Source organism: Labrys sp. F242 (assembly GCF_057813875.1).
In genome coordinates this window covers 1,816,839-1,834,431 of record NZ_JBVASG010000001.1, presented here as the reverse complement: position 1 = coordinate 1,834,431, position 17,593 = coordinate 1,816,839, and the positions used below count along the sequence as shown (strand labels likewise).

The following is a 17,593-nucleotide window of genomic DNA, read 5'->3' as shown; positions in this document are numbered from 1 at the left end:
AACAGTCAAGCGAGGTCGAGACAGGTATATTTGAGATCGGTGAAGGCTTCGAGGCCGTGGCGCGAGCCTTCGCGCCCCATGCCGGATTGCTTGACACCGCCGAAGGGGATGGGCGCACCGGTCAGCTTCACGCGGTTGACGGCCACCATGCCGTATTCCAGTGCGCGGCTCATGCGCAGCGCCCGGCCGGTGTTCTCGGTGACGACATAGGCGACAAGGCCGTACTCCGTGGCATTGGCGCGCGCCACCACTTCCTGCTCGTCGTCGAAGGGCGTGACGCTTGCAACCGGTGCAAAGACCTCTTCCCGCATGATCAGGGCATCATCGGGGACGTCGGCGAGGACGGTCGGTGGCACGAAGAGCGATCCGGATTCAATGTCGCCACCCGTCAACTTGCGGGCGCCTCGCTGCAAGGCATCGGCGATGCGCTCTTTGGTGCGGGCGACGGCCCGTTCATGCATGAGCGGACCGATGTCGGTTTCTTCTTCCAGGCCATGCCCGAGCTTGAGCCCGGCGACGCGCCGGCTGAATTCCTCACAGAAGGCTGGGTAGAGCGAGCGCTGGACGAAGATGCGATTGGCCGCCAGACAATCCTGCCCCGAGGTCGCGAATTTCGCATCGAGCGCGATCTTGACTGCACGATCCAGATTCGCGTCACCGAAGACGATGAGCGGTGCATTGCCGCCGAGTTCCATCACGAGGCGCTTGACGCTGGGTGCGCATTGGGCGGCGATCAGGCGCCCGATCTCGGTTGAACCGGTGAAGCTGACCACCCGCACGCGGGTATCTTCGCACAGGCGCCTGGCGATCGGAGCAGCCTCGCCGGTGACGACGTTGAAGACGCCTGCGGGCAAGCCGGCGCGTTCTGCCAGCTCAGCCAGGGCAAGGGCAGAGAGTGGCGTATAGGACGACGGATGAAGCACGACCGTGCAGCCGGCCGCGAGTGCGGCGGCCGCCTTGCGGGTTACCATGGCCGAAGGGAAATTCCAGGGCGTCAGCAGGGCAGCCACGCCGAGCGGCTCGCGAGAAACCTGCATATGCGCGCCGGGAAGATGGCTGGTCACGCTCTCGGCATTCACGCGCTTGGCTTCTTCCGCATACCATTCGACGAAGGAGGCGCCATAGTCGATCTCGCCGCGGCTTTCGGCCAGAGGCTTGCCCTGCTCCAGTGTCATCAGCAAGGCAAGATCCTCGCGGGCGGCAAGGATGAGCTGATGCCAGGCGCGCAGGCGGGCGCCCCGCTCCTGAGGTGGCAATGCCTTCCAGGCTGGAAAGGCTCTCGCCGCGGCATCGACCGCCCTGCCCGCCTCGTCGTCGCCCAGGCTGGCGATATGGGCAAGAATGGCGCCAGACCCAGGATCTCGCAGTTCGAAGCTCGCGGCTTGCCGTCCCTGGACCCAGCGGCCGTCGATATAGGCGAGTTCCCTGAACAGTCGTCGGTCGTTCAGCCGGCCGAGCGCGGGATGGCCGATTTGTTTCAGAGCTGTGGCGATCATCGAAGAAACTCCGGTGGCGTCATGTCTGCAAGGCTAGCCCGAGCCGCCGTGAGAATGTCTCGCTTCGCCCCCTCCCTCACCGTCAAAGCCTCGGTATTTGCCGGGCGGCGCCGACAGATTATCGGCCTCACAACACCGACTGCAGGAACTCGCGCGTCCGCGCCTGTTCGGGATTGGAGAAGATGCGATCGGGCTCGCCCTGCTCGACGATCCTGCCCTTGTCGAAGAAGCAGACGCGATCGGAAACCTCGCGGGCAAACCGCATTTCATGGGTGACCAGCAGCATGGTGAGATCATGCTCGCTGGCCAGGGAGCGGATTACGCCGAGAACCTCGCCGACGAGCTGGGGATCGAGGGCCGATGTCGGTTCGTCGAACAGCAGCACGCGCGGCCGCATGGCGAGGGCGCGGGCAATGGCCACACGCTGCTGCTGGCCACCGGAAAGCTGGCTTGGGAAGTGATCCTTCTTGTCGACCATGCCGACCATGCCGAGCAAATCGAGGGCCCGGCATTCCGCTTCCTCTCGCTTCAGGCCGAGAACGGCGATGGGCGCCTCCACCACATTGCGCAATACGGTCATGTGCGGAAACAGGTTGAAGCTCTGGAACACCATGCCGACCTGGGTGCGGATCTGGCGCAGATGCCGCTCGCTGGCCTTGAAGGGGCCGTGGCCACCGGGTTCGTGATAGCCGATGCCGCCAAGTTCCAGCGTGCCGTCCTGAAAGGGTTCGAGCGTCATCAGGATACGCAGCACCGTGGTCTTGCCTGATCCCGAAGGACCGATCAGCGAAACCTTCTCTCCCGGCGCGACGGTGAAGTCGAAATCCTGCAGGACCGTCAGCGTGCCGAAGCGCTTGCTTACATTGGAAAAGCGGATGATGTCGGATTGGGCGTTTGCGGTCATCGCATCGGTATCCCTGCTTTCGGCAAGGCCCTTTCCAGCCGATGGACGCCGGCGGAACAGACCAGGGTAAGGATGAGGAAGAGGACGCCGACCATGCTCAGCGGCACCAGATATTCGAAGGTGTTCTCGCCGATCATGTTGGCGAGGCCGAGCATTTCCAGCACGGTCACCACCGAGAGCACCGGCGTTTCCTTCAGCATGGCGATCAGGTAATTGCCCATGGTGGGGAGGATGCGCGGCACCATCTGGGGAATGATGACGTTTCGGTAGAGTTGCCAGCGCGACATGTTGAGGGCAGTGGCGGCCTCCCACTGGCCGCGCGGCACCGCTTCGATGCCGCCGCGATAGACCTCCGACGTGTAGGCCGAATATTGCAGGCCGAGTGCGATGGCACCCGTCAGGAAGGCCGGCAAGGCAATGCCGTAATCGGGCAGAACATAATAGAGGAAGAAGAGCTGCACCAGGAGTGGCGTGTCGCGCAGGAACTCGACGACGAAGGCGGTCCCCCAGCTCACCACGGCAAAGCGGCTACGCCGCATCAAGGCGAAGACGAGGCCCAGGACCAGGGCGATGGCGAACCCCGCGGCGGCGGCCTGCAGCGTCACGGTGAGGCCGATGAGCAGGATCGGCAGGATCGACTGCGCATAGGTCAACGGCGTCGAGGGATCCCATTCGAAACCGTACATCATGATTGCACCGCCTTCGGAAAGGCGCCGCCGCGTCGCGCCAAGCGTTCCAGGAAGCGCATGGCCAGCATGATCACCAGCGACATCAGGAAGTAGCCGACGAGAGTGAGGGTGTAGATCGTCGTGCTGTCCTGCGTAAGGTTGCGCAAGGTCTGCGCGCGGAAGGTCATGTCCGCGATCGAGATGAAGGACACCAGCGAGGAGAGCTTCAAGGTCTCGATGGCGAGGTTGCCGAAGGCCGGCATCATCTCGACGATGGCTTGGGGCAGCGTGATGTGCAGCAATTTGTGTACCGGGCCGAAATTCAGGGCCCGCGCCGCCTCATGCTGCTGTTGCGGCACCGCTTTGAGGCCGGCCCGCACGATCTCCGAACCATAGGCACCGACATGCATCGAGAGCACGAGAATGCCCGTCGACACCGGCGAGAAGGAAAAACCGACGAGAGGCAGGGCGTAATAGAACCAGAACAACTGCACCAGGAGCGAGGTGCCGCGGAAGATCTCGGTATAGCAAAGTGCGATGAGGGACAGGATGCGGCCCCCCTCGACCCTGACGATCCCAGCCAGAAAGGCCAGGAAAGCGCCAATGGCCAGCGAGGCCAGGGTAATCTCGGCGGTAATCAGCGCGCCCCTGCCAAGGGCGGGCAGATAAGAGATCCAGTGCATGAGGCTCCCTCGTCGTTTTTTTTGTACGCCCGGACTCATGGGCTTTGCCATTGCCTCCACGGGCCAGCGTGCGCGCAAAGGCTCAGCTATCAAGATAGAGCACGAGAATCCTTCCCCGAATTCGGGGAAGGTGGACCGGCAAAGCCGGGCCGGATGGGGGCGGGTGGCGCTACCTTATGGGTTTATGGCCCTATTGGCGCCACTCTCCCCCTTCCGTCGCTGCTGCGCAGCGACACCTTCCCCGAAACCGGGGAAGGACTACGCGCCTCATTTGGCCCGATCATTCCACGCGTATACGCGAAGTTCTGGAGATGGGTCGGAAGGGTCCGTTGTCATTTGCCTGCGCAAAGATCGGCGACCTTCTTTTCGGCAGCGGCCTTGATGCTGACCTCGCTCAGCCCGTAATTGGTGAGGATCGCCTTGTATTCATCGCTCTTGCGGAACTCCACGAGCGCAGCGTTGTAGGCCTCGCGCAGGTCCTTGTCTTCCGGGCGGAAGGCAAAGCCGCCATAGTTGCGCACCGGCTTGCCGTTGACGACCGGATCGGTGAAAGGCTTGACCTGTTCGACCTCCGTCTGCCCCTTGGCGAGGCTGGCGACCGTGAGTTCGGTGGCCGCATAGGCATCGGCCCGGCTCTTCACCGTGGCGATGGCATCGGCATTGGCCTGGATGAAGACGACCTGGCTATCCTTGACACCGACAGCGCGCAGGAAGTCGATATTGTTGGCGCCCGAAACCACCGCGACCTTGAGCGTGGGGTCCTTGGCGATATCGGCATAGGTCGTCAGTTTCTTGGGATTGCCGGCCTTGACCAGCAGGCCTTCGCCATAGCTGGAATTGGGTTCGGTAAAGGAAACCTGCTTGCAGCGGTCGGGCGAGATATTCTGCTCGGCCGCGACGAAATCATAGCGCCGCGCCTTGAGGCCGGGGATCAAGGTACCGAAGGGTGCGACCGTCCAGGCAATCTCGCTGACACCCATCTTCTTGAGGACGGCGATAGCCACTTCCGGACCGATGCCGGCGGCCGTGCCGTCTTCCTTGGTGAAACCATAGGGTACTTCGTTGGCCGTGACGGCGCGGACGAAGCCGTTGCTCTTGACCTCTTCGAGCGTCGTGGCCTGGGCACTGGCCACGCTCATGGCGAGAGCCAATCCGGCGAGGCCGGCAAGTCGGGGCAGTTTCATCATCTCATTCTCCTGTCTGGTGAAGGTGCCTACCCGGTTGGTTCCGGCAGGTCGATTGTCGGTTGTCAGGCATGTTCCTCGGTCGTTGCGATGACCGAGAGGCAGTCGCCGGCCTTGACGAGGCCGGGGAAATGGCGGGCCGCCAGCAGGCCATCCAGCGCTGCCCGATGCTCATGGGGCGCGCGGCCGGTATGGCCGAGCGGATATATACGGGCGAAGACTTCTCCCTTGACGACGGGTTCGCCAAGATCCTTGAGGAACTCGACCAGTCCCTCTTCCGGGCTGAAGCCGAAACAGTCAGACGAAGGCATGTCGAGCCAGCGCGTCTCGCCGACAACAGGCTGCCCGGCCAGGATGCCGGCATGCCTGAGGAAATTGGCGACTCCGCGCTTGGCGATGCCGGCCGAGCGCGCCGTGGCGGTGCCGCCACCGCCGAGCTCGGTGGTGACGAAGACCTTGCCCGCTGTCTCGGCAATGGTGTCGAACATGCCGACGGCATCGATCTCGATCATGCGCATCGACCAGGGAGCGGAGAAAGCCGCCACGGCGGCAAAGCAGCGATCTTGCTGCGCCTTGTCAGGCAATTCGTGCGCCGCGGCATAGGGAAGGAAATCGAGAGTCCGCCCGCCGGAATGGAAATCGAGCACGATGTCGGCCAGAGGCAGCAGGCAGCGCGTGACATAATCGGCGATCTTCTCGGTGACGCTGCCGTTCGGGCGTCCGGGAAAGCTACGATTGAGATTGCCCTTGTCGATCGGCGAGGTGCGCCTGGCAGCCCGAAAGGCCGGGTAGTTCAGGGCAGGCACGATGATGACGCGCCCGTTCACTGCCTCCGCCGTAAGCGTGCGGGCGAGGTCGAACAAGGCGATCGGCCCCTCATATTCGTCGCCATGATTGGCGCCGGTCAAAAGGGCCGTCGGCCCCTCGCCACGCTTCACCACGGTGACCGGGATCATCACCGATCCCCAGGCAGAATCGTCCCGGCTCCAGGGCAGGCGCAGATGGCCATGCTGGATGCCGTCAGCGTCGAAATCGACGCTGGCGCTGATAGGTGACGGGCGCAGGATCGGATCGGCGTTCATGCTTTCACGAAGAGTTGGCGCGGCACATTGGCGAGGCATTCCACGCCGTTTTCGGTGATCAGGATGCTCTCGGTAATCTCCAGGCCCATGGTCTCAAGCCAGATTCCGGTCATGAAATGGAAGGTCATGCCGGGCCGCAGCTCGGTGCGATCGCCCGGCCGCAGGCTCATGGTGCGCTCGCCCCAGTCCGGCGGATAGCTCAGGCCGATCGGATAGCCGGTGCGGTTGTCCTTGACGATGCCGTACTTCTTCAGCACCGCGAAGAAGGCGTTGGCGATATCCTCGCAGGTATTGCCGGGCTTGGCTGCCGCAAGCCCGGCCTCCATTCCCTCCACGGTCGCCTTTTCGGCCTCGACGAAGGCCTGGGTCGGCTTGCCGAGGAAGACGGTGCGCGATAGCGGACAATGATAGCGCCTGTAGCAGCCCGCGATCTCGAAGAACGTTCCCTCCCCGCTTTTCATCGGCAGGTCGTTCCAGGTCAGGTGCGGCGCGGAGGCTTCCTCGCCCGACGGCAACAGGGGCACGATGGCGGCATAGTCGCCGCCGAAACCGTCGACGCCCCGAATGGCGGCATCATAGATCTCGGCGACGAGATCGCTCTTGCGCATGCCGGGCTCAATCTTGTCGAGGATGCGCTGGTGCATCGCTTCGACGATGCGGCCCGCCTTGCGCATATAGTCGATTTCGGTTTGGCTCTTGATCGCCCGCTGCCAGTTGACCAGCGACAGGCAGTCCTTGAAGCGGGCATTGGGCAAATGCCGGACCAGCGAGGCATAGGCGGCGGCGCTGAACCAGTAATTGTCCATTTCGACGCCGATCGTACCCTTGGCCCAGCCGCGCTGCTCGATGATGCCCGAGAGGTAATCCATCGGATGGCGTTCGGTGGACTGCACATAGTGATCGGGATAGCCGACGATATTGTCGTGGGCGAGCCAGGCCGTGCGCTTGGCGCCGTTGGCGTCCTGTCCCCGGCCGAACCACACGGGCTCTCCCTCGCCGGCGACGAGAACACATTGATGGACATAGAAGGACCAGCCATCATAGCCGGTAAGCCAGTGCATGTTCGAAGGGTCGGTGACAACAAGCAGATCGATATCCGCCTTGGCCATGGCCGCTCGCGTCTTGGCCAGGCGCTCCGCATATTCCTCGCGGCTAAAATTGAGCGTGGGCACAATCATTCCGTCATTTTCCCTTGATTGTCTCGAAAGTCTGGCCGGCTCCGGCGGCGGCGGCCCGCTGAAAAGCGAGCGTGGCGATGGCGGTATCCTGCACGCCGGTGCCGGTCAGGTCGCAAAGCGTGATGTCGGCATCGCTCCGACGCCCCTTGGCCGTGCCGGCGATCACCTGTCCCAGTTCGGCAAACACCGCATCGGCTCCGACGGTTCCCGCCTTGATGGCATGGGCGAGTTCGCCAAGCCGCCTTGTCTGCGCGAGACTGTCGGCGACATAAACAGCCTTGCGGAAGACGGCTGGATCCACCTCGTTCTTGTGCTCGGAATCCGAGCCCATCGCCGTGACATGCTGCCCGGGCGAGAGCCATTCGGCCTTGAGGATCGGGGTTTCGGCCGGTGTGGTGGTGACGATGACATCGGCCCCGGCGCAGGCACCCTCGACGCTGCTGGCAGGCACGACCGGGATACCGAGGCGCTGCGACAGGTCTTGGGCGGCAGTCGCGGCCTTGGCGGCGTTGCGAGCCCAGAGCCGGGCCTCGCTGATCGGACGCACCCAGCTGAGCGCCTCGAGTTGCAGCAGGGCCTGTTCGCCCGCACCGATGATGGCGGCTATGCGGGCATCGGCCCGTGCGAGATGACGGGCGGCGACGGCGCCTGCCGCAGCTGTGCGGATCTGCGTGAGATAGCCATTGTCGAGCAGCAGGGCTTCGACCAGACCGGTCCGGCTGCTCAGCAGCACCATCAGGCCATTGAGGCTGGGAAGGCCGAGTTGGGGATTGTCGAAGAAACCCGGGCTGATCTTGATGGCAAAACCCTCGACGCCTGGAATATAGGCCGTCTTGACGTCTACCTCGCCGCGATATTCGGGGATATCGAGCCTGAGGATCGGCGGCATCGCCACCGCTTGCGTGGCGAGAGCCAGGAAAGCCCGCTCGACGCAATCGACGGCATCCGCATCCAGCGCCACGCAGCGGCGCAATTCGGCTTCGGTCAGCACGATCATGCCGCCACTCCCTGTTCGACGATGCGACGATGAAGGCCCGGGTCGATATTGCGGCCGGACACCACGATCGCCGTCGGTCCCGACGGCCTGACCTTGTCGGCCAGCAAAGCGGCGATACCGACGCCCGCGGCTCCTTCGACGATTTCGCCCTCGGCGGCGAAGGCATGCCGGATCCCAGCCGCCACTTCCTCTTCGCTCAGCAGGATGACTTCATCGAGGAAATCGCGGCATAGGCCGAAGCTGTAGCGATTGGCGAGCCCGATGCCCCCACCGAGGGAATCCGCCAGTGTCGGCAATTCCTCGACCTCAACCGGCTTGCCCGCCAGCAGGCTGGCATGCATGGCGGCGCCCCGTTCCATCGAAATGCCGATGACCTTGGCCCGAGACCGGAGCGTCTTGACGGCTGCGGCGATCCCGCCTGCCAGCCCACCGCCCGACAGCGGCACCAGCACCAGTTCGACCTCCGGCAGGTCCTCGATGATTTCGAACCCGATCGTTCCCTGCCCGGCGATCACGGCCGGGTGGTCGAAGGGTGGGATTTCAGCAAGGCCTTCCTCGGCCACCAGCCGGTTGACCTCTTCCTGCGCGTCATCCTGGGAATGGCCGACGATACGCACCTCAGCGCCGAGCGAGCGGACGGCCTCGACCTTGTTTGCCGGCACCAGTTGCGACATGCACACCACCGCCCGGATGCCCTGCACCTTGGCAGCGTGGGCGACCGCGCGGCCATGATTTCCGGTCGAGGCGGTGACGATCCCCGCGGCACCCTTTGGGGCAAACGCGTCGAGGGAGAGGACGGCATTGGTCGCGCCGCGCAGCTTGAAGGAACCGGTGGTCTGGCGCGTCTCCAGTTTGAGATGAACCGGCGAACCGTCTTGCGACAGGGAGGGGGCATGAAGCAGCGGCGTGCGGACCACATGCCCGGCGATCCTCGCACGGGCGCTCTTGATCTCGTCGATGGTGACCGCGACTGGCATCGAACCCACCCCTCCTGGCTTGGACGGGATGGTGTTACGATACAAAAATCATGTCAATTACTATATTGTAATGATACAGATCTGCCTCAGCCGATCAACCGTGCGTCGAACACGGGCGGCAACTGTTCGAAAGTGGCCCGCACCGAGGCGAGCGTCTCCGCCAGCGCGGCATGCGACAACCGTCCGCCGAGGCAGACGCGGATGCCGCCGGCGCCAAGCTCGCCGGCAACGAAGGGGTCGGAAGGCGTGACCGCGATGGCGCGCTGGGCAAGAGCGCGCACCAACCCTTCCTCCGTCCAACGGGGCGGCACCTTCAGCCAGGCGCAAAGCGAGAGTGGGTGACTGGAAGCAACGATGTCTCCGAGCACCTGGGTCACGATGGCCTGGCGCGCACGTGCTTCCTGGCGCTGCAGGCCGACAAGGGCCTGGGCGGTGCCGTCCTCGATCCAGAGCGAGGCTATTTCGGCCGGCAGGTTGGTGGCGCTCCAGCTCGTCACCCGCATGATGCTGCCGACACGGATCGAATAGGCCGGCGGCACCACGAGATAGCCGACGCGCAGTCCGGTCATCACGGACTTGGTCATCGACGTCGCGAAGAAGCCGAGTTCCGGCAGCATCTGGGCGATCGAGGGCAAGGGCTCATCGAGCAGGGGTTTGTAGACCTCGTCCTCGATCACGAAGATGCCATAGCGGGCAGCGATGTCGGCAATCTCCCGCCGGCGTCCGGCGCCGGCCACGTGACTGGTCGGGTTTCCCAGTGAGGGAATGAGGACCATCGCCTTGACGCCCCCGGATGCGCAGGCGGCCTCAAGGGCCTCGGGCAGTATGCCTTCGGCATCCGTTGGCAATCCACGCAGGGTGAAGCCCAGCAACGTGGCCAGCCCAATGATGCCGTGATCCGTCAGGTTTTCGGTGAGCACGAGGTCACCGGGATGGACCACCGATGCCACGGCCAGGAAGAGGCCGTGGGCCGCGCCATTGGTGATCAGGATGCGATCGGCTTCCGCCTCCACGCCGAGCCCGCGCAGCCAGATCCTGGCCGCGCCCCGGTGACGGTCGAGCCCGGCAATTGGGCGGCAGGTGCGCATGAAGGCGCTGTTGTCTCCGTCGCTCAGGCGCGCCATCACCTGCCGCGAGGCGCGCTCATGCGCTTCGGTGTAGACGGCGCGGATGATGGAGAGGTCGGCTGTCTGGCCGGGGGAGCGGTCGAGCATGAAGCGCTCGGCGCGCTCGGTAACCCGGTCCCGCACGAAGGTGCCCCGCCCGACTTCGCCCCGCAGAACCCCGCGCCTTTCCGCTTCCTTGTAGCTGATGCTGACCGTCTGCACCGAAACCTTGAGGGCGTGAGCAAGATCGCGATGGGTCGGCATGCGCGTTCCCGGCTTGAGTATCTCGGCCTCGACATCCGCGATGATCAGGTCGGTCAGCAGCTTGTGCTTGGTCACGCCCTTGCGGCGCGGTAGGACTGGTCGCCATTCTGCCGCCGCCGCAAGAGGCGCGCGCGATTCGACAAATCGTCCGAACCGGTCAGAATTGGAGAGCGACATGAAATTGTCCTGACACAATACCCAAGCCTATCCGTATTATACCAATCCATTCGCCGGCGCCATGTTGAAACTCGACAAGATCGATCTGAAGATCCTCGCGGCCCTGCAGCGCGATGGCCGCATCACCAAGTTGAACCTCGCCACCGAGGCCGGCCTGTCGGCCGCCGCGTGCTGGGAGCGGCTGCGCCGTCTGGAAAAAGCCGGTGCGATCGCACGCTACGGCGCTGTCATCGACGCCGCGCGGTTGGGTCGCTTTGCCACCGTGCTGGTCGAGATCACGCTCAAGAGCCATCGCCAGGCGGATTTCCAGCGATTCGAAGCCACCGTCATGCGCGAGCCGGCCATAGTCGCTTGCGACGCCGTGGGCGGCGGCATCGACTATCTCCTGCGCGTGGTGACCACCGATATCGATTCCTACCAGCGCCTGATCGACGGCTTGCTCGAGGCTGAGATCGGTATCGACCGCTATTTCACCTATATCGTCACCAAAACCATCAAGCAGACGGGATTCCCGCTCGAGATCATCGAGGGCACCATCTCTTGAACTGCCGTCGCAGGATTGGACCCCAATGACCGCCATGCCCACCTTCCTGGATTTTCCCGCCCGCCTTGCCGGCGACCGCAAGCCCCGAATGGTGATCTTCGGGGCCGGCCATGGCAGCACCTATCCCGTCAAGGACAGTGCTCCCTATGCCCTGGCGCCGGACGCCATCCGCGCCGCCAGCCAGGAGGATGCCGGTCTGGTCGAGCATTGGGATTTCGACCTCGGCGGGCCGCTCTTCGATGGCAAACCCGCTTCATGCGTCGATGTCGGCAATATCGAGACCGTCATGCGCGACAATGCCGCGAACCGGGACCGGATCGAGGCGAAGACGCGCGAGATCCTTGCGGCAGGCGCCATCCCCCTCCTGCTTGGCGGCGATGATTCCATCCCCATTCCCTTTCTTGCCGGCTTTGCCGATCGCGGCCCGATCTGGATCCTGCAGATCGATGCGCATATCGACTGGCGCGACGAATTGCATGGCGAGCGCCATGGCTATTCCAGCCCGATGCGCCGCGCGAGCGAGATGGGGCACGTCGCCGGCATCGTGCAGGTGGGCATGCGCGGCGTCGGCAGTGCCCGCCTGGCGGAAATCGAGGCAGCCCGAAGCTATGGCAGCCATCTGGTGACTGTTCGCGAGATTCACGCCCGAGGCATCGAGGCTGCGCTTCGGCACATTCCTGCTGGAGCGCAGGTCGTCGTCACCCTCGATTGCGATGGCCTCGATCCGGGTATCTTGCCCGGGGTGGCGGCCCGCACGCCGGGCGGCCTCAGCTATACCCAGGTGATCGACCTGATCGCCGGCCTCGGCAAGCGAGCCAGGATCGCCGGCTTCGATCTCGTCGAGCTCTATCCGCCCGCCGATGAAAGCGGCCTGTCGGCGCTCACGGCGGCACGGCTTCTCGTCAATGTGATCGGGACCATCGCCAGGCAGGTTTGAAAGCCGGCTTGCTCTGATAGCATGATGGCCCGACAAGGTTTCATCCGCCGTCGAGAGGACATCCCATGCGCTTTACCCGTCTCGTTCTGCCCTTGCTTGCGCTTTTCGTTGTCACGCCCGCCTTCGCCAAGATGGTGGTCAAGCCGGTCGACTGGACCTTGGATGGCACGACCTTCAAGAGCCTGCTGATCTATGACGATGCCCCCAAGGCCAAGCGCCCCGGCCTGGTCATGGTGCCCAACTGGTATGGCGTGGGTGACACCGCCATCGAGAAGGCCAAGAAGATTGCGGGCAAGGACTATGTCATCCTGCTCACCGACATGTATGGCGAGGGTGTCCGCCCCAAGAATGACACGGAAGCGAAGGCTGCCATCGCCCCGCTCTATGGCGACCGCGCCTTGATGCGCAAACGCATCGACAAGGCTTTCGAGCAGTTGAAGGTCAACACCACTAATGCACCGATCGACCAGTCCCGGTTGGCGGCGATCGGCTTTTGCTTCGGCGGCAGTGCCGTGCTCGACTTGGCGCGCAGTGGCGCCGACGCGAAGGCGGTGATCTCCTTCCATGGCGGCCTCGGCACCGACGACCCGGCGCTGGCCAAGACCATCAAGGCACGCGTGCTCGCCATCAACGGGGCCGACGATACCGCCACCATTCCGGACGTGCCCAAATTCACCGAAGAGATGCGGGGCAGCCCGGCCGACTGGCAATTTGTCGAGATCGGCCATGCCGTGCATTGCTTCACGGAAACCGAGGCAACCGGCAAGACCGGCAATTGCCGCTACGATGCCAAGGCCGCCGCGAGATCCTATGCGATGATGCGGTCCTGGCTGGCCGAGAGCTTTGCTAAGAATTGAAGGCAATCGACTGACGTGGGCCGGCCGCTGTCAGCTTTTATACCAGCATAAGAAGCGGCCTTCCCGGCATCGCTTCTCCCAAGCAAAGGAGCGTTGTTCAGGGAGAAGATCATGATCGAGACCGGAAACACGGCAGCCGCAAAATTCGATACCGGCCGGGCCGCCGAATATGCGGTCCAAAGCCGTATCGCCCTTGCGGGCTACGATGCGTGCCACGAACTCGGCGCCTGCCTGCTCGCCGCCGATCTGGGCCCTGGCCGCGCCGCACGGGTTCTGGTGGCTGGAGCCGGCGGCACCGCCCAGGAAATCATCTCGGCGGCCCGCCTCGAGCCCCTCTGGCACTTTACCGCCGTGGATCCTTCGGCTCCCATGCTCGAACTCGCGATGGCCGCTGTCGGCGAGGCCGGCCTCACGGCGCGAGCGACGCCCATGCTGGGTGAGCTTGCGGCTCTGCCGGAGGAGGCCGTCTATGACGCCGCGAGTTTGATCGGCGTTCTGCACCACTTGCGCGGCCTTTCCGCCAAGCAAGACATCCTCAAGGCGTTGGCGGCCCGTCTCAAGCCTGGGGCACCTCTCATCCTGGCCGGCAACCGGCATGCCTACGCGAGCAGGCCGCTGTTCCTGGCGGCCTGGGGCGAGCGCTGGCGTATGCATGGAGCATCGGCCGACGAGATCGAGGCAAAGCTGGGCAAGATCCGGCAAGGGGCCGATCCGCCTGCTTCCGACCAAGATGTGGCTGAGATGTTGACGCAGGCCGGCTTCGAGGAGCCGACCTTGTTCTTCTCGAGCCTGTTCTGGGGCGGCTGGATCACGCATCGGCGCGGTTGAGGCACGACTAGGGCTGTCGGTCGAGCTTCGCGGCATAACCGGGGCGGCGCCCCGGGCTCACCCCTTGGCGTCGACCTGATAGGCAGCCAGGAAGATGCGAACCGCCTCTCCGGCATGGGCTCGCAGCACGTTCGGCTTCGGTATAGCTCCATTGCCCAGGAGCATGACATCGTTGACCGGTCCCCCCATCACCAGCCAGTTGAAGAAGGCGGCGGCGGCTCGAACGTCCGATGTACGGATGAGGCCCCTTTCGACATAGCGTGCGAATATCGTCGCCAGCCGGTTGATCGAGCGCATCGGGCCGCGCTCGTAAAGCACCTTGCCGAGGTCGGGAAAACGCTCGGCCTCGGCGATCGCCAGGCGCCGCAATTGCAGCAGGCGCGGTGTCATCACCAATGCGAGCTGAAGTTCGGCGAATTCGAGCAGGAATTTCTCGATCGGGAGATCGTCGGGCGGATCGGCGACCTGTTCCTGCAACTCGTCGCCGGCCTGCCCCGTCATGCCGCTCGCTATTTCGAGGAACAGCGTCTCCTTGCTCTGGAAATGGGCATAGACGGTCTGCTTCGACACATCGGCCGTCGCCGCGATCTCATCCATGTTGGTGGCCAGGAAGCCGTGCTTGAGGAAGAGGTCGGTTGCCGCCGCAACGATGCTTTTGCGTGTACGCTCGACCCGAATTCTTGCGCCGTTGCTCATGGTCGCCATGCCCCCTGTCCCTGGATAGCACCGGTTCGCGAATAGACCATCTGGATTGACAAATCAAACTGGACGGTACAGTCTAGTTAATGAAGCGACCCGGGGGGACAAGGTTATGGCGCACCTGCATGGAAGGGCTCTCCCTCTCACCTGTCTGTGCGGACAGGTCGTGCTCGAAGCGGCCGACGCCCCCATCGTCACCGCTGTCTGCCATTGCACGAGTTGCCGTACCGCTAGGGAACGCATTGAGGCCCTGCCAGGGGCGCCTGGGATGGCGGAGGACGACGGTGGCACAGCCTTCGCGCTCTACCGAAAGGACAGAGTTCGTTGCATCGCGGGAGCCGAGTTGCTGCGTGAATACCGGCTGACGCCTACCGCCAAGACCCGGCGTGTCCTGGCGCATTGTTGCAACGCTCCCATGTTTCTCGAATTCGAAAAAGGGCACTGGCTGAGCCTCTACAGGCAGCGCTTTGCCGCCAGCGATCGACCCGCCCTGGAAATGCGGGTGATGACCGGGGATCGGAGAGCCGGCTTCGAACGCAAAGACGACATGCCCAGCTACGCCTCGCATTCGGGACGTTTCATGTGGAAGCTGCTTTCGGCCTGGATCGCTATGGGTTTTCGGGCGCCGAAGATCGATTATGTGAAAGGCGGGGTTGGTCACTATGCCGGTTGAGAAGATTGCGATCCAGAACGTGGTGTCACCCGGGCATGTCGTTCGTGTCGACAAGGCCAAGTATGAGGCGATGAAAACGGCGCTCCTTGCCGTCTTGCCCGAAACCTCGCCTGGCCTGACGGTAGCCGAAGCCAAGCAGCATTTGTTGCCCTTGCTGTCGCAGGCTCTCTTTCCGGGCGGCGCGAAGGCCGGCTGGTGGCTGAAAGCCGTTCAACTCGATCTCGAGGCGAAGGGCACCGTGGTGCGCGAAGCAACCAAGCCTCTGCGCCTCCATCGCAAAGTCTGAGGATATTGCGAGGGCATGTTGGCAGTCTCCTCGGGGCCTCTCATGCGAGTGTGATCTTCATTCGGTCGCATTCTTCTGTAGATTTTGCGACCAACCAGCCGAATTGCCGGAGACGACCATGAAGACCCTTGCCATCGCTACTGGCGCCCTGCTGCTGTTTGCCGGTTCTGCCTTCGCCGATGGATTTGCTCTCAAGGAGAACAAATTCGCTCCGCCGCCCTTGGATTCCAAGAAGGCGTCAGGCCCCTATGATTGGACGGGGTTTTATGCCGGCGGTCATGCCGGCCTGTCCCAGGGCAGGTCGAAATTGAGCACGGATGGCAACAGCCGATCCTCCTCGGACCTCGGTTCCAGTTTCGGGGCTCATGCGGGTTATAATTACCAGTTCAATCGCGGGGTCGTGTTCGGAGGCGAGACCGACGTTTCTCGCTGAATGGCCGTTCCGGCCGCAAACCGGACTTGGTCGCGGCGATGACGATGCCGAGGCAGACCAGGCCAAGACCTGCTGCGAAGTTCCAGCCAAGCCTTTCTCCGAGGAATAGGTCTCCCGCCAGACTGGCGGTGATCGGATTGACCGCCACCGCGATCGCCACCAGCGTCGGCGTCGTATGGGTGACTGCGAAAGACCATAGGAAGAAGACCAGCGCGCTGCCGACAATGCCGAGATAGCCGGCGGCAAGCCAGGCTTCCGACGGGAGCCAGCGAAGATTGGTCAATCCTCCGCCGATTGCCGCGACCGAGACGAGGCAGAGCGCGCCGATACCCATCGCTGTCAACGTGAAACGAACGGGTCCCGAACGAGCGATGAAAGACCGGGACCAGATCGTATAAAGAGCCATGACAAGCGCCGCCCCGAGCATCAGGAGGTCGCCCCGCCAGGCCCCCGGCGGTGCTGTGGAGAGGCCCGAGAGCAGCGCGAGCGTCACCCCGGACATGGTCACCAGGACACCCAGGACCTTGCGGGCATTCATGGTCTCGGCGCGCAGAGCCGAGGCCGCCAGCATGGTCAAGACCGGTAACGCCGACAAGGCAATGGCGCCGCGCGCTGCCGTGGTGAAATAGAGCGCCGCATTGAACAGGATCGGGAACAGTCCAAAGAACAAGAGGCCCAGCCCGACCACGCCCGGCCAGTCGCGACGCGGCGGCCAGGCTTCGCGGCGCAGGCATGCAACGGGCAGGAGAAAGAGGAAGCCGAGGCCGAAACGCAGTGCGCCAAGCGTGATCGGGTCGATCGTCCTCGAGAGCGACCGCGTGGCGACCACGGCGGTACCCCCGATGCCGCTCGACAGGATGGCCGCCAGAACACCCCACATTACCCCTGCTCCCGCTGCGTGGTCACGAGCACGGATAGCGCAGGCACACCGTTCGAGAGAATTGCATTTGTCTGATGAATATCATCACGGAATGTGATGACCACTCGATTGCGGTATGTTGAGTTGCCTTCCGCATCCGTGGCACTGCGAATCAGATGCCCGCACCATCCTTGCGGTTGTCCCATGGGCTTTCGACGCCTGGCGGTTCGGCGGAGCTCGCAAATCGACCTGCTCAACGCTGGGCCAAGAAGCCACGAGCTGACGGAGGCCATTCCTGCCTGCTATTTTCCGATTAATAGCGAACGATTTCCTTCCGGCACGCTTCTGTAAAACCATACAAAAGGTCGTATTCCGGGAGCTTCTTGGCGTCCAGATGAGAAAAATCGACCTTCTCTGAAGAATATCTGTTGACGATGGTTTCCAGAACTTCATCGGCCCTGGCGATCACCTCGTCTCCCGAAAATAACTTCATTCTATTTTTAATGGAGTAAAGTTTAACCAATTTCCCCGAGTCGGTTAAATTATTCTCCATAGCATCGCCGTATACTTTCGATGCCTCGTCAATAAATTCTCCAAATATTCTTTCTCGCCGTGACATTTCGTTGGAAAGACGCTGAACTCTTTGCTGATAACTCTGATTGAGCCACGTCGTTGCAAAGGATGCGAATGCGCCGATACTCGATCCGGCAAGGGCCGCCAAAGCCGATAAATATGCTCCGTCCATGGCTTCCCTTTCCGGA

20 protein-coding genes and 1 pseudogene are annotated in these 17,593 nt (G+C 63.2%); 8 read left to right on the top strand and 13 right to left on the bottom strand.

From position 1 onward, the window contains the following. Window positions 1–5: 5 nt before the first annotated feature. The 10 genes from ACZYTC_RS08585 to ehuR form a co-directional block, all read right to left on the bottom strand. Window positions 6–1,496: an NAD-dependent succinate-semialdehyde dehydrogenase gene (locus ACZYTC_RS08585; RefSeq protein WP_488989330.1), complete on the bottom strand. Its 1,491-nt coding sequence runs from the start codon at window positions 1,494–1,496 to the stop codon at window positions 6–8. A gap of 127 nt (window positions 1,497–1,623) precedes the next feature. Next, the gene (gene ehuA / locus ACZYTC_RS08580) at window positions 1,624–2,400 is read right to left on the bottom strand and encodes an ectoine/hydroxyectoine ABC transporter ATP-binding protein EhuA (protein WP_434956491.1); all 777 of its coding nucleotides are present in this window, start codon (window positions 2,398–2,400) and stop codon (window positions 1,624–1,626) included. Continuing rightward, complete coding sequence (gene ehuD, locus ACZYTC_RS08575) at window positions 2,397–3,089, bottom strand: ectoine/hydroxyectoine ABC transporter permease subunit EhuD (RefSeq protein ID WP_149255167.1); 693 nt, start codon at window positions 3,087–3,089, stop codon at window positions 2,397–2,399. The genes ehuA and ehuD overlap by 4 nt, the downstream gene beginning before the upstream one ends. Beyond that, window positions 3,086–3,751 (bottom strand): ectoine/hydroxyectoine ABC transporter permease subunit EhuC, encoded by a 666-nt coding sequence (gene ehuC / locus ACZYTC_RS08570; protein ID WP_434956492.1) that lies wholly within the window; start codon window positions 3,749–3,751, stop codon window positions 3,086–3,088. The genes ehuD and ehuC overlap by 4 nt, the downstream gene beginning before the upstream one ends. Before the next feature lie 332 nt (window positions 3,752–4,083). Continuing rightward, window positions 4,084–4,935, bottom strand: coding sequence for an ectoine/hydroxyectoine ABC transporter substrate-binding protein EhuB (ehuB, locus tag ACZYTC_RS08565; RefSeq protein ID WP_481274342.1), 852 nt, complete (start codon window positions 4,933–4,935; stop codon window positions 4,084–4,086). Window positions 4,936–5,000: 65 nt separating this feature from the next. Next, complete coding sequence (gene doeB, locus ACZYTC_RS08560; protein WP_488989329.1) at window positions 5,001–6,017, bottom strand: N(2)-acetyl-L-2,4-diaminobutanoate deacetylase DoeB; 1,017 nt, start codon at window positions 6,015–6,017, stop codon at window positions 5,001–5,003. Beyond that, complete coding sequence (gene doeA, locus ACZYTC_RS08555) at window positions 6,014–7,192, bottom strand: ectoine hydrolase DoeA (protein ID WP_488989989.1); 1,179 nt, start codon at window positions 7,190–7,192, stop codon at window positions 6,014–6,016. Before doeA ends, doeB begins: the two co-directional genes overlap by 4 nt. Window positions 7,193–7,199: 7 nt before the next feature. Continuing rightward, window positions 7,200–8,192, bottom strand: a complete 993-nt coding sequence (gene eutC, locus ACZYTC_RS08550; protein ID WP_488989328.1) for an ectoine utilization protein EutC — start codon at window positions 8,190–8,192, stop codon at window positions 7,200–7,202. Beyond that, on the bottom strand, window positions 8,189–9,169 hold the full coding sequence (gene eutB, locus ACZYTC_RS08545; RefSeq protein ID WP_488989327.1) for a hydroxyectoine utilization dehydratase EutB: 981 nt from the start codon (window positions 9,167–9,169) through the stop codon (window positions 8,189–8,191). Before eutB ends, eutC begins: the two co-directional genes overlap by 4 nt. A gap of 86 nt (window positions 9,170–9,255) precedes the next feature. After that, entirely contained in the window at window positions 9,256–10,716 is a 1,461-nt protein-coding gene (gene ehuR, locus ACZYTC_RS08540) for a MocR-like ectoine utilization transcription factor EhuR (protein ID WP_488989326.1), read from the bottom strand. Between the two features lie 64 nt (window positions 10,717–10,780). Here ehuR and ACZYTC_RS08535 point away from each other — a divergent pair, with 64 nt between their 5' ends. The 4 genes from ACZYTC_RS08535 to ACZYTC_RS08520 all read left to right on the top strand — a co-directional run bounded on the left by ACZYTC_RS08535 (window position 10,781) and on the right by ACZYTC_RS08520 (window position 13,882). Continuing rightward, entirely contained in the window at window positions 10,781–11,260 is a 480-nt protein-coding gene (locus tag ACZYTC_RS08535) for an Lrp/AsnC family transcriptional regulator (protein ID WP_434959641.1), read from the top strand. Window positions 11,261–11,285: 25 nt separating this feature from the next. Then, window positions 11,286–12,197, top strand: a complete 912-nt coding sequence (locus tag ACZYTC_RS08530) for an agmatinase (RefSeq protein ID WP_441771764.1) — start codon at window positions 11,286–11,288, stop codon at window positions 12,195–12,197. A 65-nt stretch (window positions 12,198–12,262) separates the two neighbouring features. Next, the gene (locus ACZYTC_RS08525) at window positions 12,263–13,054 is read left to right on the top strand and encodes a dienelactone hydrolase family protein (RefSeq protein ID WP_488989325.1); all 792 of its coding nucleotides are present in this window, start codon (window positions 12,263–12,265) and stop codon (window positions 13,052–13,054) included. A gap of 111 nt (window positions 13,055–13,165) precedes the next feature. Beyond that, window positions 13,166–13,882, top strand: coding sequence for an SAM-dependent methyltransferase (locus ACZYTC_RS08520; RefSeq protein WP_488989324.1), 717 nt, complete (start codon window positions 13,166–13,168; stop codon window positions 13,880–13,882). Between the two features lie 57 nt (window positions 13,883–13,939). Here the strand turns inward: ACZYTC_RS08520 and ACZYTC_RS08515 are convergent, their stop codons facing one another. Next, entirely contained in the window at window positions 13,940–14,587 is a 648-nt protein-coding gene (locus ACZYTC_RS08515; protein ID WP_441771766.1) for a TetR/AcrR family transcriptional regulator, read from the bottom strand. 106 nt (window positions 14,588–14,693) lie between these two features. On the opposite strand from ACZYTC_RS08515, the pseudogene ACZYTC_RS08510 reads away from it, so the two are divergent. The 4 genes and pseudogenes from ACZYTC_RS08510 to ACZYTC_RS08495 form a co-directional block, all read left to right on the top strand. Further along, a pseudogene (locus tag ACZYTC_RS08510) lies at window positions 14,694–14,801 on the top strand (GFA family protein); the annotation flags it as partial. 48 nt (window positions 14,802–14,849) lie between these two features. Then, window positions 14,850–15,254, top strand: a complete 405-nt coding sequence (locus ACZYTC_RS08505) for a hypothetical protein (RefSeq protein ID WP_488990019.1) — start codon at window positions 14,850–14,852, stop codon at window positions 15,252–15,254. Beyond that, the gene (locus tag ACZYTC_RS08500) at window positions 15,244–15,540 is read left to right on the top strand and encodes a DUF6958 family protein (protein ID WP_441771767.1); all 297 of its coding nucleotides are present in this window, start codon (window positions 15,244–15,246) and stop codon (window positions 15,538–15,540) included. The genes ACZYTC_RS08505 and ACZYTC_RS08500 overlap by 11 nt, the downstream gene beginning before the upstream one ends. Before the next feature lie 118 nt (window positions 15,541–15,658). Further along, window positions 15,659–15,973: a hypothetical protein gene (locus tag ACZYTC_RS08495; protein WP_434956502.1), complete on the top strand. Its 315-nt coding sequence runs from the start codon at window positions 15,659–15,661 to the stop codon at window positions 15,971–15,973. Here the strand turns inward: ACZYTC_RS08495 and ACZYTC_RS08490 are convergent. Then, entirely contained in the window at window positions 15,927–16,853 is a 927-nt protein-coding gene (locus ACZYTC_RS08490; protein WP_434956503.1) for a DMT family transporter, read from the bottom strand. The genes ACZYTC_RS08495 and ACZYTC_RS08490 overlap by 47 nt on opposite strands. A gap of 292 nt (window positions 16,854–17,145) precedes the next feature. Beyond that, window positions 17,146–17,577 (bottom strand): hypothetical protein, encoded by a 432-nt coding sequence (locus ACZYTC_RS08485; protein ID WP_434956504.1) that lies wholly within the window; start codon window positions 17,575–17,577, stop codon window positions 17,146–17,148. Window positions 17,578–17,593 lie beyond the last annotated feature (16 nt).

Bases quoted from the DNA above. Each gene is read 5' to 3' on its own strand.
- ACZYTC_RS08585 (WP_488989330.1), bottom strand. From the start codon at position 1,496: ATGATCGCCACAGCTCTGAAACAAATCGGCCATCCCGCGCTCGGCCGG.
- ehuA (WP_434956491.1), bottom strand. From the start codon at position 2,400: ATGACCGCAAACGCCCAATCCGACATCATCCGCTTTTCCAATGTAAGC.
- ehuD (WP_149255167.1), bottom strand. From the start codon at position 3,089: ATGATGTACGGTTTCGAATGGGATCCCTCGACGCCGTTGACCTATGCG.
- ehuC (WP_434956492.1), bottom strand. From the start codon at position 3,751: ATGCACTGGATCTCTTATCTGCCCGCCCTTGGCAGGGGCGCGCTGATT.
- ehuB (WP_481274342.1), bottom strand. From the start codon at position 4,935: ATGAAACTGCCCCGACTTGCCGGCCTCGCCGGATTGGCTCTCGCCATG.
- doeB (WP_488989329.1), bottom strand. From the start codon at position 6,017: ATGAACGCCGATCCGATCCTGCGCCCGTCACCTATCAGCGCCAGCGTC.
- eutC (WP_488989328.1), bottom strand. From the start codon at position 8,192: ATGATCGTGCTGACCGAAGCCGAATTGCGCCGCTGCGTGGCGCTGGAT.
- eutB (WP_488989327.1), bottom strand. From the start codon at position 9,169: ATGCCAGTCGCGGTCACCATCGACGAGATCAAGAGCGCCCGTGCGAGG.
- ehuR (WP_488989326.1), bottom strand. From the start codon at position 10,716: ATGTCGCTCTCCAATTCTGACCGGTTCGGACGATTTGTCGAATCGCGC.
- ACZYTC_RS08530 (WP_441771764.1), top strand. From the start codon at position 11,286: ATGACCGCCATGCCCACCTTCCTGGATTTTCCCGCCCGCCTTGCCGGC.
- ACZYTC_RS08525 (WP_488989325.1), top strand. From the start codon at position 12,263: ATGCGCTTTACCCGTCTCGTTCTGCCCTTGCTTGCGCTTTTCGTTGTC.
- ACZYTC_RS08520 (WP_488989324.1), top strand. From the start codon at position 13,166: ATGATCGAGACCGGAAACACGGCAGCCGCAAAATTCGATACCGGCCGG.
- ACZYTC_RS08515 (WP_441771766.1), bottom strand. From the start codon at position 14,587: ATGGCGACCATGAGCAACGGCGCAAGAATTCGGGTCGAGCGTACACGC.
- ACZYTC_RS08505 (WP_488990019.1), top strand. From the start codon at position 14,850: ATGGCGGAGGACGACGGTGGCACAGCCTTCGCGCTCTACCGAAAGGAC.
- ACZYTC_RS08500 (WP_441771767.1), top strand. From the start codon at position 15,244: ATGCCGGTTGAGAAGATTGCGATCCAGAACGTGGTGTCACCCGGGCAT.
- ACZYTC_RS08495 (WP_434956502.1), top strand. From the start codon at position 15,659: ATGAAGACCCTTGCCATCGCTACTGGCGCCCTGCTGCTGTTTGCCGGT.
- ACZYTC_RS08490 (WP_434956503.1), bottom strand. From the start codon at position 16,853: ATGTGGGGTGTTCTGGCGGCCATCCTGTCGAGCGGCATCGGGGGTACC.
- ACZYTC_RS08485 (WP_434956504.1), bottom strand. From the start codon at position 17,577: ATGGACGGAGCATATTTATCGGCTTTGGCGGCCCTTGCCGGATCGAGT.